Origin of the sequence: Paraburkholderia sp. BL6669N2 (genome assembly GCF_003387275.1) — a bacterium.
In the GTDB taxonomy this organism is placed as follows: domain Bacteria; phylum Pseudomonadota; class Gammaproteobacteria; order Burkholderiales; family Burkholderiaceae; genus Paraburkholderia.
In genome coordinates this window covers 520,041-534,965 of record NZ_QUNA01000002.1, presented here as the reverse complement: position 1 = coordinate 534,965, position 14,925 = coordinate 520,041, and the positions used below count along the sequence as shown (strand labels likewise).

The following is a 14,925-nucleotide window of genomic DNA, read 5'->3' as shown; positions in this document are numbered from 1 at the left end:
AGCGCTCAGGGGCGCGGACGTCCCTGCCGGGGTCCAATGTCGAGTGCGGCCGCCTTGAACACAAGGTCCGCGAGGGAGTGCGCGCCCATCTTCCTCATCACCTGACCGCGATGGATCTTGACGGTGATTTCGCTTACGTTGAGCTGGACGGCAATGTGCTTGTTCAGCATTCCGCTGACGACTAGCGCCAGGATGTCACACTCGCGCGGCGTGAGCGACTTATAGGCCGCGCGAAGGACATTCAGGCTGAGTTCCTTCTCGAGGCGTTGTGCGTCTTTGGATATTGCCTCGGAGATCGCGTCGAGCATATCCTGGTCGCGGAAAGGCTTCGGGAAAAAATGGAACGCGCCAGCTTTCATTGCACGCACCGACATTTCCATGTCCCCGTGACCGGTCATAAAAAGCACCGGCATATGTAATCCCTCGCGCGCCATTGCCTGCTGGAAGGCCAGCCCGCTTTCACCTTTCAGCCGGACATCGAGGATGAGACAGCTAGGACTCCCGGGTTTGCGAAAATCCAGGAATTCGCGGACGGAACCGAACGTCTCGACGCAATAGCCCACTGATTCCAGCAAGTCTCGCAACGCCAGACGCATGGACTCTTCGTCGTCCACAACGAAAACTGTGGAGCCGGGGATTCCGCTCGTGGACGACGGCGCATGCCTATCGGTAGCCATAACAAGCTCCTCGAAGAGCGCCCGAAGGCTCAGACATTTCGCTTGCCGGATGGGGACGCGTCGCGGCCGATCTAAGCAATGAGACGCTGAGAAGTATGACACGGCGTAGCCCAAGGTATGAGGTCAATGTCCAAACGCAGCTTTGCAGCCGCTCGCGGGGATCCGTATGCTGGAATCGACGTCTGGAAGGGTCGCACGAATGGTTGAGCATAAGAACCGGACTGGCTTGCAACATATGGAGAGGAATATGTCGTTGCATCCCAAGAGTGCTTCAGCACCATATCTCTATGCCGCGGACAGGCGCGGCCCGGCGCGGTCAGCACGGCCCAGCCGGCGTGCGCAACGGCGCGCAGCAGACGATGCAGAACATTCTTCGCGCCTGGCCGATGCATGCTTGGCATCACGAACGCCGCGGCCACCCGCAGTTACGGCCTGACGAGACGCAGACTGTGAATGGTGGATAACTCGCCAGCATGCCCGTCGCGGGAAGAGATCGGCGCGCGCTGCCCTTCGCCGCCTTCAGAGTCCAGAAGCAATGCTAACCCGATCGCTTTCGCAAGGAGTTTCGACGTGCTGGCAAACGCAAACGTGATGGATCCGGGGCGCAGACCAACTGTCTGCTGGACACGCCTTCGCGCCTGTTGGCCGCTGTGGAAGGGGCCGAGCGGCGCCGTCAGAAGGCACACTGTGCCGATGGATGCTTGACCGCCGCAGTGACGCTGATCGACCGGCCGACGTTGTCGACGGCCACGATTGCCTGGCGCGATGCGACGTGCGGCCGTTTCGGCGACCAGGCCTGGCGCGTGGCGCGCGCATGCCGGGCTTCCGCGCGATGAGCGGGCAAGCGATCAATCCCGGCGACGCCGTCTACAAGCCGACCTCACGCCCAACGCCCATCAATGCGGAAGCGATGATCCCGGCCTGCGTGGTGCTCGACGCGGCGACTCTCTGAACGGCGCACATCGTTTTCAGCCGCAGCGAACGATGCCTGCTGCAATTTGGGCGGCGCGGCGTGGAGAGCGCGTCCGCAGCTTTGCGTGCGATAATTCGGCCGTCGAAGTGTTTGGGGGAAACCCTTATCCGCGTCAGGGTCAAGCTAGATGCGCCGGAGCAGCACCAGAAGATTCACATCGTTCGACTGGCACGGTCAACCGGAATACCGCTCCGCGAGGCTGGTTTTGCTCAGCGTCGATGCGTCCGCCGTGGGCCTCCGCAATCGACCTGCAGATTGCAAGCCCCATGCCCATTCCCTCCGCTTTCGTCGTATAAAACGACTCGAACACGTGTGGGAGGTCTGCTTCGTTCATTCCGACGCCCGTGTCGCGGACCTCTATGAAGGCATAGCCGTGCGCGTCAACTCCGGTCGTAACCGTCAGTATGCGGTGGTTGTCGACGACGCCATGCATTGCCTCGATGGCATTCACGACCATGTTGATCAGCACCTGCTGCACCTGAACGCGGTCGCCGCTGATTGAGAGCGAGCCTTGCTTGAGTTCGCGCACTAACTGAATGCCGTTGCGTGTGACGTCGGAGCGGGTCAGTGCAATCACTTCGTCCACCGCCTCGTTCATGTCCCAGCGTTCAGCACGCGTCGGCGCCTTCTTAACAAGCGAACGCACGCGAGCGATAACCTCGACCGCGTGGTTGCCATCATGGACGATGCGGGCGATCGCCTGAGCAGCTTTCCGCGTCGCCGGCGGCTCGTGATCGAGCCAATTCAGCGCAGCCGTCGCGCTCGTCATCATCGCCGCGATCGGCTGCTTCATCTCGTGCGCGATCGACGCCGTCATCTCGCCCAGGACCAGCACCCGATTCATTCGAACCAGGTCGGACCGCGCCTGCTCCAGCGCGTCCTCGAGCCGTACGCGCTCGGTGATGTCGTTGTTGGTCTCGAGGACCATGGAAGCGCGCCCGGCCGCATCCCGCTGCAAAGTGAGACGGCAACTCACGATGCACGGGGCGCCGTCGGCGCGAAGCCTGGCGAACTGACCTTCCCAGCTATCGTGCTGATGAAGCCGGTCAACGATCTGCTCGAGCGGTACGACGAATTGCGTGTTTAGCAATGTGTGCACGACCTTGCCTATGGCCGCTGCCCGGTCGAAGCCGTACAGTGCTTCGGCGCCACGGTTCCAGTACAGGACCTTCCCGCTCATGTCCCACGTAAAGAAAGCATCGCGCGTCAGTTCGAGCAGGCTGGCCTGATATCGGTGCCGCTGTTCTGTGCGAAGCCGACGCATGGTGAGAACAGTCACCAGTGCAATCGTGAGATTGCTAATCACCTCATTTACAATGCCCTCCAGGATGGAGCCGGCAGGGCGGGTGAGCCCCCAACTGATCACCGCGAGCGCGATGCAGCCTATGCCCACCAGCATGACTGTGCGCGTCGATCCGAATCTCGCCGACAGCAGCACAACAAGCACATACAACGTGGCAACTGCGATGTCGAGGACCGTGATGGTATCGGCGAAGAAGATCAGGAACGCCAGTATCAACATTGCGATCATCGGCCATCCATTAGGAAAACGACGGACATTCATTTTCGTCTGGTCTCAGATGGACGCGAAACACCGACGGACGTAAAAGCCGCGTTGGTTCAGCGCTCAATCGACGGTTCAGGAAGGCGCACGAACGAATCTGTCTTGTCGCGACAGTATAGATCGCGCGACATGTGACCGGATAGGTCACGGTCGCCCGCTCCCCGGGGTCTGCGCTGATCGCTGTGCGCCGCAAAACTACGGTCGCCGACAGCGCGGAGAACGTTGCGTATGCCAGTAATGGCAGCTTGTAACGAGGCGCCTAATTAATCAGTCAGCAGTCTCGACAAGGGCTTCGACTGTATGGAGTGCGCACCATCGCTCATCCCGCGCAAGCCCGACGAGCCTGTCAAGACAGACCGGCGCGCCGCCATCAGGCTGGTGCGTTCCCGCGAGCCGGCGATCTGTCCGCCCGTGCATGTGCAAACGGTGGAAGACGAAGCGTTTCGCGATCTGGCCCGCGGTTGATCATCGTCATGGGAAGGCCTTAAACAGGCACGATGCCGACTGCAGTCGTTTCTGCTCCAGCATGGCGCGAACTACATTGGACGTGCGGACTTTAATGGGCTTGCTTGGCTCACGGTCGCTCATACAGCGGTAGCTAGCCACCGCCTGCCACGGTGACTTGACCCATCACCGTACCACGCCGTTCTCATTCTCGACTCCACAGTCAAGGTTGCGCAAGGTAACGTTGCACTGGCAAACAGGTAAGACCTGGACTCAAACAACTGTGTGCACAAGTTCAAACGCTCGAAGAATGGATTTGGCGAGCGTCACATCAGGCGCAAAACCGAGCGCATTTACCTGCTCGTCGCTCAGATGCTTGATCACTTCTCCGGTCATCCGCTGACCTGTCTGTCGAGAAAGCAGGTTTTCGATTGAGAGTATCTGTGCGGTCCGGCAGCGCACCAATTGCATTCGTTTGCGCGAGAGGTCCCGTACTGGCCGCTCTTCTGCTGGATAAATGTAGCCTTCTGGCAATAGCCCCAGACGCAGCAGTTGCGCCAGATGGGCTGCATCGGTGAAGTCACCGCCGTATTTCAGGCCCTCGTACTGCCTGATTGCCGCTGGGTTCGCGAGATGGACCTGATAGCCATCCTCCATTAACTCATCCACCAGCCAGTACCGGTTGAACGTGGCTTCGATGACCACCCCGACCAGTTCGGGCCGGTACGGTGCCAGAGCGGCCCGAATCTGGAGCGCATCGTTCGGTAACCGCCTCTGGTAGACAACCCGGTCCGTTTCATCGCTGACCACGACCACACTGTTGTTCGAGTGCAGGTCGATTCCACTAAACTTGTTCATGCCGGCCTCCTGTGCGTCACGTCGGTGTTCGCACCTCCGACTCTACGCCAGCCGTTCGAGTCGAACGGAGGGGGCCGGCTATATGATTATCAGCGCCCTTCGCAGGGCCCAAGCCGCGACGGCGACGGTCCGTCGAGGCACGTCAACCCGCTGTGCCACAGGTGTAACGCGGTACTGAGCCGAGCGGTCAACGACCGATTCTTCACCGGCCCTCAAACGGTATGCAGGCGCGAGCGGCAGGACTGGAGCTGGTCCACACACAACCGACGTGCCGTATCCACAAAGACGTCCACCTGGCAGGGCTTTCGGAGAAAAACAGACCAGCTGATTTCGCCTGCCGCAGGTTGTTCGATAGAACTATGAATAATAATCGGCAGACCTGCCAGCCGGCGTTGACCCCTTATCTCGCGGCACAGCTCACCCCCGTTCATCCGTGGCATCGTCCAGTCCGTGATAACGAGGGTGGGTAAATGATGTTCGAGGCGTTCAAGCGCCCGCTTACCGTTCTCCGCGCAAAGCACGTGGAAGCCTTCGAGTTCAAGTATCAGTTGCCAGGCGGACCTGATATCCGGCTCATCATCGACCAACAATATTGAAAACATGCGTCGGCTCTCCGTTGGCCATTGAGGTGTGGAACGACTGCGCGAGCTCCAGTGGGGAACAGCGCAGCGCGGTTGAGTCGCCTGCTTCGTTGCTCGCCGGAATTGCCCAGGGACGTCAAGCCACTTCGCCTTCGACTTCCGAACGTACCAATTTCGAAGTCCGACACACGAATTGACCGCCGCGACACTGTAAAGCGGCGCTAATCGGCCGGGCGCTCCATTCGGACCCTGTGCTCGTCGTAACAGACGCGAAGCGTCTCAGGGTCCGGCATCCGCATCGTCAGCAATGCGCAATCGGGGTCATCACTGCCGTAACCAGAATCGTCCGTGACAGTCACCACCATATCGCGGAAAGAGTCATAGCAAATATATGGATACGTGTCCACGACCCACCTGAAGGCATCGACGAAGTCGTCAAACGCTCGAAGCCCGCGGTAGTCGTCATATACGCCCTCGAATCCATGAATCCCCAGCCCGTTCCACGCGCCTCCCAAGATGCAAATGCAGGTAAGCGTGCTAGATGCGTATTCTCCGGCTTTCATTGACATCCCCCAGCTTCGAGAATCACAAGGCGGGCGGCGGTGGCCAATACACAGTCGCGGGAACCCCGATATCTGGTCCGACATCGACGCGGGCCATAGCTGCCCCAGGAAGGGTAGGTGCGAATGGCGCCAAGCCCTATTGCAAATGTTAGGTGTTGGGACATCATTGCGTCGCCTCATACTCGAATCGATGCGCACACTTGCCGACTCCTCGCATAGCCCACACTGTTCAATCCAATCCAGGGCAACGGACGGTTTAAGCGCGCGGTCGACAATCTGAGGGGTTTGAGCGGCAAACGCGAGCGCATTGAGGTCGGGTGCGAGGAGGTGAACTTTACGAGAACCAAAACGAACTGAAGCAATAACCAGGTATGCGATTGCAGCCGCTGCACTCATATATTGGCAATGCGGTCGTGCGAGTACCGAGCACAGGTTACCCACCCTATTCTCGGAAAAATGGATGCCATCGGTGCGCTCGACATGGAGCGATGAGAGGCCGTGACGTGGGCGAGGTTGACTATGAAGGCGGCTAGCAAGTACATGGACTGCTCCGTAGGTTGCGATGAGATAAATGTCGATGAATCAACGTCGATTGCGCGCTAGCGCTGCGGCAATGACTAGCGGACGGACTCTGCGACGGGAAGACAACGCTTATGCATCCGATTGCGGCGCGAACGTCGGAGTGACGAAACGGTGGTTCTTTGCCAACGCCGCAATAGTTTGCCGGTCATCATCGTCGAGTTTCACCGCCAGCGTGTAAAGATTGGATTTCTGGCTTTCGAGGCGTTGAGCCTTGGAAATAACGGCCAGCCCGTTCTGTTCCAGAAGCCACGCGAGTGCAACCTGGGCAGCGGTCACGCCATGCTTGAGCTCGATTCCTTGTAATACAGGGTCGCTCGCGGCCCTGCGTTGTCCAAATGGGGCATAGGCGACGATTGGAATGCCTTTCTCGCGCAGGTAGCCCAGCATTTTCGATTGGTCGAGGAACGGTGGTATTCAATCTGGTGGCGGGCGATGGGTGCGCCGATTTCCTCGACAGCTTTTCGCAGCATCGTCACGTTGAAATTGCACACACCGATTGAGCGAACTGTGCCCTTCTGCAGAAAGCCTTGCATTGTCTCCATGACGGCGCCGAGGTCCATGTCACGCGACGGCCAATGCACCATATACAGGTCAACGAAGTCGACACCGAGCTTGCCGAGGCTGGCGTCCAGTGCGCGGTGGAGCGACTCCGGCTCGAGGTTCTCGTGCCATACCTTGGTCGTCAGATGTAGCTGCTTGCGTGCGAGATCCGAGGCGGCAATCGCGGCGCCTACGGCTTCCTCGTTCTGATACATCTTGGCAGTGTCGATGTGTCTATATCCAAGCTCGAGCGCACTCTCGACTACCGGCGGGGCAGCCATCACGTGGCATGCGGAATGTGCCAAATCCGACGCGTGGAAGTTCAATTCTCTCTGTCTTCAAAGCTTCCATTGATGCTCCCCCAAGCTGATTCAAGTCCAGCATCTGCGCTGCCTTAGTCATGCTTGCTGTGAGCCGGCTCGGCTGGCGGAATGGAAAGCGCCATAACGGCGGGTTGCAATCGCCTCAGCGTCGGACTGTGAAGCGGCCTGTACGAAGGCAACTGACCAGCGGCCGCAAACATCGCGATAGCGTATCGAATAGATGAACATGGCGATTTCCTGTGCCCCCGTGCCGGTACATAGTCGAATTGAAGATGTTGTTCTCCTGCGGCTGAGCAGATGTGCTAACCCTGCGTCGGGAGCGCGCAGCGGGAACGGGTTCGACATGAAGTAACGGTACGCGCGGTGGGTTGGAAAATCCATTCTTCCAACGTATCGCGTTGATAGTGCTTGGCATCGAGAACTTATACCCGCGTATATCTCGTAAAATCGCCGGTAGGATACGGTTCGCCGAGTAACGATCCGTGTCTTGTCGCCTATTTCCAGAACGGAGAACGCCAGCACCGTGGTCCCAAGGACGCCAATTGAATGCGTCGTGGAGACCGCATCAGCGTCGCTGAGCTTGTTCGTGATGAGAATCCATACGGCCGTCACCACGAATGACGCGACCACCGCCCAATTTATGATCTTCGGTCTAATCTCGCTTGCGAGCCACGCACCGAGCAGACCTGAACAAGCATGCATCCGCCTGGCCGATGCCGAGCGGTCCCTGCAAAGCAGGGCCACAAGCGGCGCTATTGGGAGCAAACGCATCGCGACCGACAGAATCGAACGGACTTGGCAAGCTTGATGAGTGTTCTCGCAGGCTTGCGAACCACAATCGCTCCACGACGCGAGCGAACGTCAAGTCTCCGCGTCGGGTTGTGCGTCCGGCTCGGCCTGCCGGAACGCTTCAGTGTCATCGCATTTGTAGCAAGGCGGTTGATGGTCGGATACTCTCACGGCGTTCTTATGGTCAACGAGTTTTATGAGAACGTTAGTCGAGCCAGGATGGAAGACCGCGAGCTTGCGCCGGGTGAGAAGGACGAGAATGTTGTACTGGAATTTAAGCCGAACCCTTCACACGATATGCTGGTAGCTCGCTTGTGGTCGCGCTGGTCCGCGCCTGGCGAACCGCATTTGCTTGTCTCAATCCGGATGCATCGGATTTGGCGGCGCTGCGATACTTGATGACAGGGACAGAGGCCGTACTATGAGCATCGTTTGGCGGCGTAGCAATGCAATGAACCAGGTTCAGTACGCAGGCACCGCATGGATATTTTCTACTATTGGCAGAACGCTACGCTCATATCCACGAGGCTTTCCTCTCGCTAGCTCGCGCGAAGGCTGAGTTGAACGCGGAAATATCACCAAACCGCGTGGCTGATGACTGACGCCGGTAATCGATGGCCATGGTAGTGCGATTTCGTCTTCTTCATCACGTCATCTTAGCTGACCAGCGCGCGAACGTGACAACGCCCTGCGAAGCACCTGTCGCCGGGGCCACGGAAGAGCCCCCGTCGTTGACTTCGCGGGCTCCATCCCGTACTGTTCTATGTGCCGCTGCAGCGAGAGACAGGCGTACTGGAACCGTTAAATCTGTGCGCGCAGCCCAGCCTCGTGCCAGTCTCCCGTCTCCCTCATTCCTGGATAACAGATGCCCGGTCACACTGGCGAGCTTGCCCGACGACGTGCTCGGGCGCCAGATTACGCAGCCGAAAACCAGGCGCCTCTCGCGTGGGCCCAAGCCGGCTCGCGGGCAACACTTCTCCAGTCGATTGCCGATACCGCCATGTCGCTGTGCTGTGCAGGCAGCGCGGGCATCAGCCTCATTGAGCACCAGCAGGGGAAGCGGGTCTTCCGCTGGCTTGCCGTATCAGGACGCTGTGCCGGCCTGCAGGGTAAGACAACCTCCGGGAACGAGCGTCCCTGCGGAATCACACTGGAGGCGGGCGCCGCGCAGCTGTTTGCGGAGCCACAGGCGCAATTTCCCTCTCTGTCATTCCCCGGTATATGCGTCTTGGAGGGTGTTGTTGTCCCAATCAATGTAGCCGGGAGAGACCTCGGTGCGATATGGGTCATGTCCCACCGGGACGATTGCAGATTTGACTTTGAAGACGCCCGGCTGCTATCGAATCTTGCCGTCTTCGCGGGCTCTTCGCTGAAGATAGTTGACGCGCGCGACTTCAGCGAGGAGAGCGAGCGCAGGCAAAACGAGTTCATCGCCATGCTTGGCCACGAACTGCGAAACCCGATGGCGCCGATAGACAGTGCAATTGGCGCAGCAAGACGCCTCTGCGCCGATAATCAGCGAGCGGCCGGTGTGCTAGATATTGCACAGAGGCAGATGCGATATCTGCGCACGCTCGTGGACGACCTTCTGGATGCCGCCCGCCTACAGCACGGAAAGCTTGCTATCAAGCTCAGCGACACATCGCTCAACGACATTACGTTCGATGCGCTGTCGGCAATCAGGCATCGCATTGAGGCGCGCAAGCACAAGTTAATGATTATCGGCCTCGACGACCAAGTCCCCGTTCGCGCTGACCATGTCCGGCTAAGTCAGGTCCTCGGCAATCTGCTTTCGAACGTCGCAAAGTACACAGCCGTAGGCGGCGACAATCCGGCTGAACGTAAGCGTCGAGGCTGGCGGCTCACATGACGGCCTGTCCGGCTCAGTGCTTGTGGAGCTTCAGGACAATGGCATTGGCCTTGAATCCGTTGCTCAGGAACGAATATTCGATTTATTTGCGCAAGCTGCTAGCGAGTCAGCGCGGGCGGAGGGTGGCCTCGGAATTGGACTAGCCGTCGCGAAACGCATGGTGGAGCTTCACGGCGGAGAAATCTCGCTGCACAGCAACGGTCCCGGCTGTGGAACGACGGTACGCCTCAGGTTGCCGATACTGAGGTCCATCGCCGACACGCATATCACTCACCAGGCGAAGGCAAGTTTCAAGACAAAACGGGCGCGACTGCTGGTCGTCGACGACAATCGCGACGCCCTGGAGGCATTAGGGGTTCTGTTAGAAGTGGAAGGTTATGAAGTCGCTACGTCGGATAACGGAGCCGACGCAATCAGGCTGATGTCAGAGCACCACCTCACCGTCGCGCTCATTGATGTCGGGATGCCGGTGATGGACGGCTTTGAGGTCGCCCGCCGTCCGGCTGGACCCTGGCTTCAACGACGTCATGCTGGTGGCGCTGACCGGCTACGCAGCCGAATCGGACAAGTCCCGGGCCCTTGCCGCCGGTTCCGACTACCACCCGTCGAAGCCACTTTCTCTGGACAAACTCGAGCACATACTGTCAGGCAAGTCAGATGGCGGACTGGGCGATATCGGGTAGCACTCCACGGGCGCGTTGCGCCACCACCTGCAGCGGTCATCGCAGGAATCCCCAACGGCAAAGCAAAGCGCTCTCTAACTCGCGTCCTCGGAATACCCGTTCGCGGACTCGCTATCGGACAATCGGCGCGGTGATTCACGCTGCAGCTTAGCCATCCCGCGAGACCTGTCGTTGATGACCTGATGACGCCGGTGCTCAGTCATCGTCTTTCTATCGAACGCGTGTACCGATGTGGACCAATCCACATCAGTTCGGGGCGGCTGTCGAGCAGGGTGTGCACCTCGCCTAGAGCCCGGATGCGCGAACGCTTCACCAGCAGGACCGGCAGCCGTGCCTTAAGCCGCGTTCTGCAAGCAACCAACCAGGCGCGTCTCCCTGTCGATTCCGGTAGCCTTCAATTTGCGTTGTACGTTCCATCTCGATGACCCTGACCGCATCAATCACAGCGGCGCAGCGCGCCAGGGGTTCATGAGATGGACACGCCAAGCGCGTGGCCGATGCCGAAGGTGAATCCCGCCGCCAGAAGACCAATGATGACCTGCCGGAATGACGAAAACAGTGCGCTACGCCCGTTAAAAAGCGATGTGAAGATGCCGATGGAGGCCAAAGCTAAAGCGCTCAGGACGATGCACTGAACGATTGCACTGAAGCCGTGGGACCACAGGAACGGCATTGTCGGAAAGATGGCGCCGACGGAGAAAAGGCAGAAAGACACACCCGCCGCCGACCACGGGTTGCCGCCCAGCTCCGCCGGGTCCAGTCCGAGTTCCTCACGCGTCAGGGTATCGAGCGCCTTGTCCTTGTCCCGCATCATTTGCGATGCCACGCGCTTCGCTTCGGCCGCATCGAGGCCTTTGGCGCGGTAAATGAGCGCGAGCTCGTGCTCTTCAGCTTCGGGTGACGTCTCCAGTTCGTCAGCCTCCTTCGCAATCTGCGTGCTAGCCAGTTCGCGTGCGTTGGTCACCGACAGCCATTCACCAAGCGCCATCGAACATGCCCCGGCTACCAATCCCGCCAGCCCTGTCAGCAGGATGGCCTTGTTTCCGGTTCCCGCACCCGCCACGCCCATAATCAGGCAGAAATTGGAAACCAGTCCGTCATTCGCCCCCAACACTGCGGCGCGCAGGTCATTGCCTGACGATACTCCCTTGTGCCACGACTCTGCCGCAGCGATGCGCGCGCCTTGCGAGATTTCGGGGTCGCCAGCGCCTCCGGCGAGTGCCTGGACGACCGCCGCATGGTGGTGCTCGTCGGCCGACATGCGCCCCGCATCCGGTTGACCCCGGTACTTGTTACGGTCGGCGTGCTCGGCGGCGGCCAGTGTCGGCAAGACAAAACCCGGACCGAAAATCCGCACTAGCGTCTTCATCAGGCGTGTTTTCACAGCGGGGGCTGCTCCGCGATGCCGGATGCCATTGGCGTTCAGTTTGTCGGCCCAAACCTGCGCATGCTCGCGTTCTGATTTGGCCAGGTCACTATAGATTTCCTTACGCGTGTCATCACGCTCAACCTTTGCGAGCGTTTCATACAACGCAGCGCTATGGAGTTCGTCGGACAGATTCGCCCGATATCGTTGCACTTCGTGTTTCGATGCCATCGTGATGTCCTTGCCCTTCGTCTGTCCCGTCGCGCAGCGTAACCCTTTTTTGCACGGCAGTCCGGGAAGTCCCTAATCCTCACGTTAAGCGAGAACGCCAACGGTTCTCATGCCGATTCGGCTCCCCACGGCGTTGCGCCGATTGAAGGGAATCGGCACGCGCGACGGCGATTAGGAAGCCGCGTCATCGAAACTTAACGCATGGCAGGGACAATCGCGTCGCTGAGAGACAGCGCGAACTTTCCTTCCACAAACGACAATGCAAATCCAGCCGAATTTTGCAGCTACGAGACTCACCTCGCATCGAGGGTGTCGTCTGCGTGCAAGTACCAGGCCGACCCGCAATGGCTTGCATTCGGCAGACCTCGTTATTGAACAACCGGGGCGTCCGCCCCGGACCTTCGACTCACTGGATTTCTTTTACGACGACGAGCAGGCGATAAGCTACGCAACGGTCTGGGGACTAATCTGGGTCGATTCGAGGCCGTAGGCATTGTGGGGTCGACAGCGCCGAGCGACGGCGGACCTCGGACGGCGCATTACCTGCGCTACAGCCGAAGAGGCACAAACGACCCCAGGAGACTGGCGGCGCCTCACAGGGGCATTCTCGCCCGACGCCTCAGATGCAAGAGCCGGCCGATGGCTCTGACGGCTTCCGGCGTTCCAGGAACCGGCATGTGCATGTGACTGACCAGTTCGTCAGAAAACGATATTGGTACGCAAGCCCACCACTGCTACGTTTCAGACACGTTGCGACGGGTCATCCGGACTCGGAATGGCGCAAATGCGTACTGGAAGTCCGCCTGCTTCTGCCACCACGGCGTGGTTTGGTACTTATAGGTTGCCTCGATGACGGTCTCCGCACTGCGCGACGGATACCCCGGCGTCGTAAGCGAAGCCGTGTCGCCCGCGAGGTTCTGCGCATGTGAGCCAATCTTCGCGTAGTCGAGCGCCAGCCCAGCGACGTCATTGTCACGCCCCTTGAATGGCGTCTTAAGTGTCACACCGACGTTCACCCCGAGGTCGACCAGATTACGGTCACGCGGCGCGCACATGATTCTGGCGAACACACCCACGGATCGCGGGCTGTCAGCGCCCGTACGCCAGACCATCTGGTCGGCCACCGCGTAGAAGCTGTAGTCGCCCCGGTGACTGCGTGGATCGCCGGTAGTGGCCGGACTCGCGAGCGACAGGCCGGTGTTACCGAACTGCTGGTCGGCAAATTTCCCGGTGTTGTACCAGCAGCCCAGCTTGTAGCTGCCTGGCAGACCTCTGGGTCTCGGGTCCGACGGGTTAGCCGGCGGCTGGTTGACAGCGTACTGCACCTGCCGATGAACAGCGCACTCTCGCGTAGGTTGAAATTCGTGCCGTCGGCATTCAGTTGCTGCGGGTCGCCCGCGCCGAAGGCCGCCGGATTGTCATCAAATACGCCGGCCAGCACAGTCCACGAATCCGCGGGGGTGGCACGCACGCGTACGCCGAGTGACGACAGCGGATAGGCGGGGCCGCCCGCCGGCATGTCGGTGGACGGCAGCACCGGCCAGCCGAACGTCGCGTTCATGAACTTGGCCCCATACTGGCTTGTCATGAATTCCTGGTCGAGGCTCTGCTGCCCAACTTTCACATCCTCTTTCCCCGCGAGGAGGGACTGCTGGTACCACAGTTCCCAAAGTGTCGTCGTGGCATTGGCCTCGATGCCGCTCGCGGTTTGCAGGGTCTGCAGATTCCGCTGGGTCAGATTGGTGCCGTGAATCTGCAGGCCCGGCACGTTGAAGATGCCGCCCGGCAGGCCGAAGGCTTTATCCGTATCGACGACCAGGCCAAACTAGGTCAGGCCGTCGTAAGCGCCGCCGCGCTTCGTTCCGCCTGACAGGTTGTTCGGGTATTCACTCGTTTCCGACAGGTTGAAGGTGACCCGGTGGTTTCCGAGCCACGGCCGCAGACCGCCCATGTCGCTGAGCAGGCTCGAACGGTCCCAGAAGCCGGTCGGCGCTGGCGGTGTCGGCTCTGAATTCGCCGCGTTATCCCTTCCGTCAGGGGGGCAGGCTGCGCCGCAGGGGCTTCAGCCTGCGCAGGAGCTTCGGCCGGCGCGGCCTCCGCGCTCGCCTGGGCGAAAGCGGACGGCGCGACGCCGAGCGACAGCAGAAAGGTCAGGCTGACCGGCGCACCGGAGAGCAACAGGTTGGTCTGGAGGTTTTTCTTCATGACGAATCAAGGCAGGGTTATCTGGCAGAAAAATCTGCCCGTTGATGGACATGACATGCGCAATGTAGCGGGACCTCGCTCGCGGTCCGCCTCAGGAAAACCACCAGCTAAGCCACATCGCGCGGCCCAGTTCGTTGCCGACCGACGACGTGGAGAGCATGGCAACCAGCGCGACGGCGGCGACCGTCAGCGCCAGAATGGCGTAGCCGGTCGGCGTCAGTGGGCTGCCCGCATAAGCCATCCGAAGCGCCGCGTGAGCGGCCATCCCGCCCGCCCGGCGCGGCGCACACGCGAGCGCCGGCGAGGCTGCGGCGTGCATGGACCTGTACGGCAGTCGCGCGCTCCGCGGATGGCACGACGACAAAATGTGGCGGGACCCACACACGCGGCAAACGGGCCGACCCAGTTCAGGCGGCTGCGCGCCGACAGCAGCCGGGAAGCGAGTGGCACGAGGCGCAGCACATGCAGTGCCCTGTCGAAAGGCGTGACAAATGATTTGACGAACATAAGCCCACTCCGGTCCAGCCTGACAAAGCCGGGCGACGTGTGAAGACGTGACTGCATCTCGCAAGCGCACTTGCGACAGGCGGCCAGACAAAGGGAGCGTCCCGCTGACAGACCTGCAGAAAGCCAGTCAGCGATGAAGCGCGCTAACCCGACCAGAGCGAGTTAGCGG

Annotated in this window: 10 protein-coding genes and 3 pseudogenes; 4 read left to right on the top strand and 9 right to left on the bottom strand. The window is 60.1% G+C overall.

Annotated features, from left to right (window positions below; all coding sequences use genetic code 11):
- Nucleotides 1-5: 5 nt before the first annotated feature.
- Nucleotides 6-677, bottom strand: a complete 672-nt coding sequence (locus B0G80_RS24985) for a response regulator transcription factor (protein WP_116120462.1) — start codon at nt 675-677, stop codon at nt 6-8.
- 814 nt (nt 678-1,491) lie between these two features.
- Here B0G80_RS24985 and B0G80_RS47180 point away from each other — a divergent pair.
- Complete coding sequence (locus B0G80_RS47180; RefSeq protein ID WP_258879024.1) at nt 1,492-1,629, top strand: DUF3331 domain-containing protein; 138 nt, start codon at nt 1,492-1,494, stop codon at nt 1,627-1,629.
- 139 nt (nt 1,630-1,768) lie between these two features.
- Here the strand turns inward: B0G80_RS47180 and B0G80_RS24970 are convergent, their stop codons facing one another.
- On the bottom strand, nt 1,769-3,181 hold the full coding sequence (locus B0G80_RS24970) for a sensor histidine kinase (protein ID WP_181920060.1): 1,413 nt from the start codon (nt 3,179-3,181) through the stop codon (nt 1,769-1,771).
- A 321-nt stretch (nt 3,182-3,502) separates the two neighbouring features.
- Between B0G80_RS24970 and B0G80_RS47175 the strand changes: the two are divergent.
- Nucleotides 3,503-3,772: pseudogene (locus tag B0G80_RS47175) on the top strand (IS110 family transposase); the annotation flags it as partial.
- A 159-nt stretch (nt 3,773-3,931) separates the two neighbouring features.
- Here B0G80_RS47175 and B0G80_RS24960 read toward each other — a convergent pair.
- From B0G80_RS24960 to B0G80_RS46050, 4 genes and pseudogenes are all read right to left on the bottom strand, one after another.
- Nucleotides 3,932-4,516 carry a transposase gene (locus B0G80_RS24960; RefSeq protein ID WP_258879023.1) on the bottom strand — a complete coding sequence of 195 codons (585 nt, stop codon included), beginning with the start codon at nt 4,514-4,516 and terminating at the stop codon, nt 3,932-3,934.
- A gap of 212 nt (nt 4,517-4,728) precedes the next feature.
- Nucleotides 4,729-5,118: a PleD family two-component system response regulator gene (locus tag B0G80_RS24955; protein WP_116120457.1), complete on the bottom strand. Its 390-nt coding sequence runs from the start codon at nt 5,116-5,118 to the stop codon at nt 4,729-4,731.
- 1,193 nt (nt 5,119-6,311) lie between these two features.
- Nucleotides 6,312-6,997, bottom strand: a pseudogene (locus B0G80_RS24945) (aldo/keto reductase).
- A 183-nt stretch (nt 6,998-7,180) separates the two neighbouring features.
- On the bottom strand, nt 7,181-7,333 hold the full coding sequence (locus tag B0G80_RS46050; RefSeq protein WP_164862532.1) for a hypothetical protein: 153 nt from the start codon (nt 7,331-7,333) through the stop codon (nt 7,181-7,183).
- Nucleotides 7,334-8,759: 1,426 nt separating this feature from the next.
- On the opposite strand from B0G80_RS46050, the gene B0G80_RS47160 reads away from it, so the two are divergent.
- Together B0G80_RS47160 and B0G80_RS47155 are read left to right on the top strand one after the other, a co-directional pair.
- Nucleotides 8,760-9,764 (top strand): GAF domain-containing sensor histidine kinase, encoded by a 1,005-nt coding sequence (locus B0G80_RS47160; RefSeq protein WP_258879022.1) that lies wholly within the window; start codon nt 8,760-8,762, stop codon nt 9,762-9,764.
- 16 nt (nt 9,765-9,780) lie between these two features.
- Nucleotides 9,781-10,581 carry an ATP-binding protein gene (locus B0G80_RS47155; protein ID WP_309568782.1) on the top strand — a complete coding sequence of 267 codons (801 nt, stop codon included), beginning with the start codon at nt 9,781-9,783 and terminating at the stop codon, nt 10,579-10,581.
- Between the two features lie 332 nt (nt 10,582-10,913).
- Here the strand turns inward: B0G80_RS47155 and B0G80_RS24920 are convergent, their stop codons facing one another.
- From B0G80_RS24920 to B0G80_RS24905, 3 genes and pseudogenes are all read right to left on the bottom strand, one after another.
- The gene (locus B0G80_RS24920) at nt 10,914-12,044 is read right to left on the bottom strand and encodes a VIT1/CCC1 transporter family protein (RefSeq protein WP_116120451.1); all 1,131 of its coding nucleotides are present in this window, start codon (nt 12,042-12,044) and stop codon (nt 10,914-10,916) included.
- Nucleotides 12,045-12,785: 741 nt separating this feature from the next.
- Nucleotides 12,786-14,249: pseudogene (locus B0G80_RS24910) on the bottom strand (carbohydrate porin).
- Nucleotides 14,250-14,340: 91 nt separating this feature from the next.
- On the bottom strand, nt 14,341-14,568 hold the full coding sequence (locus B0G80_RS24905; protein ID WP_116120447.1) for a hypothetical protein: 228 nt from the start codon (nt 14,566-14,568) through the stop codon (nt 14,341-14,343).
- Between the last annotated feature and the right edge of the window lie 357 nt (nt 14,569-14,925).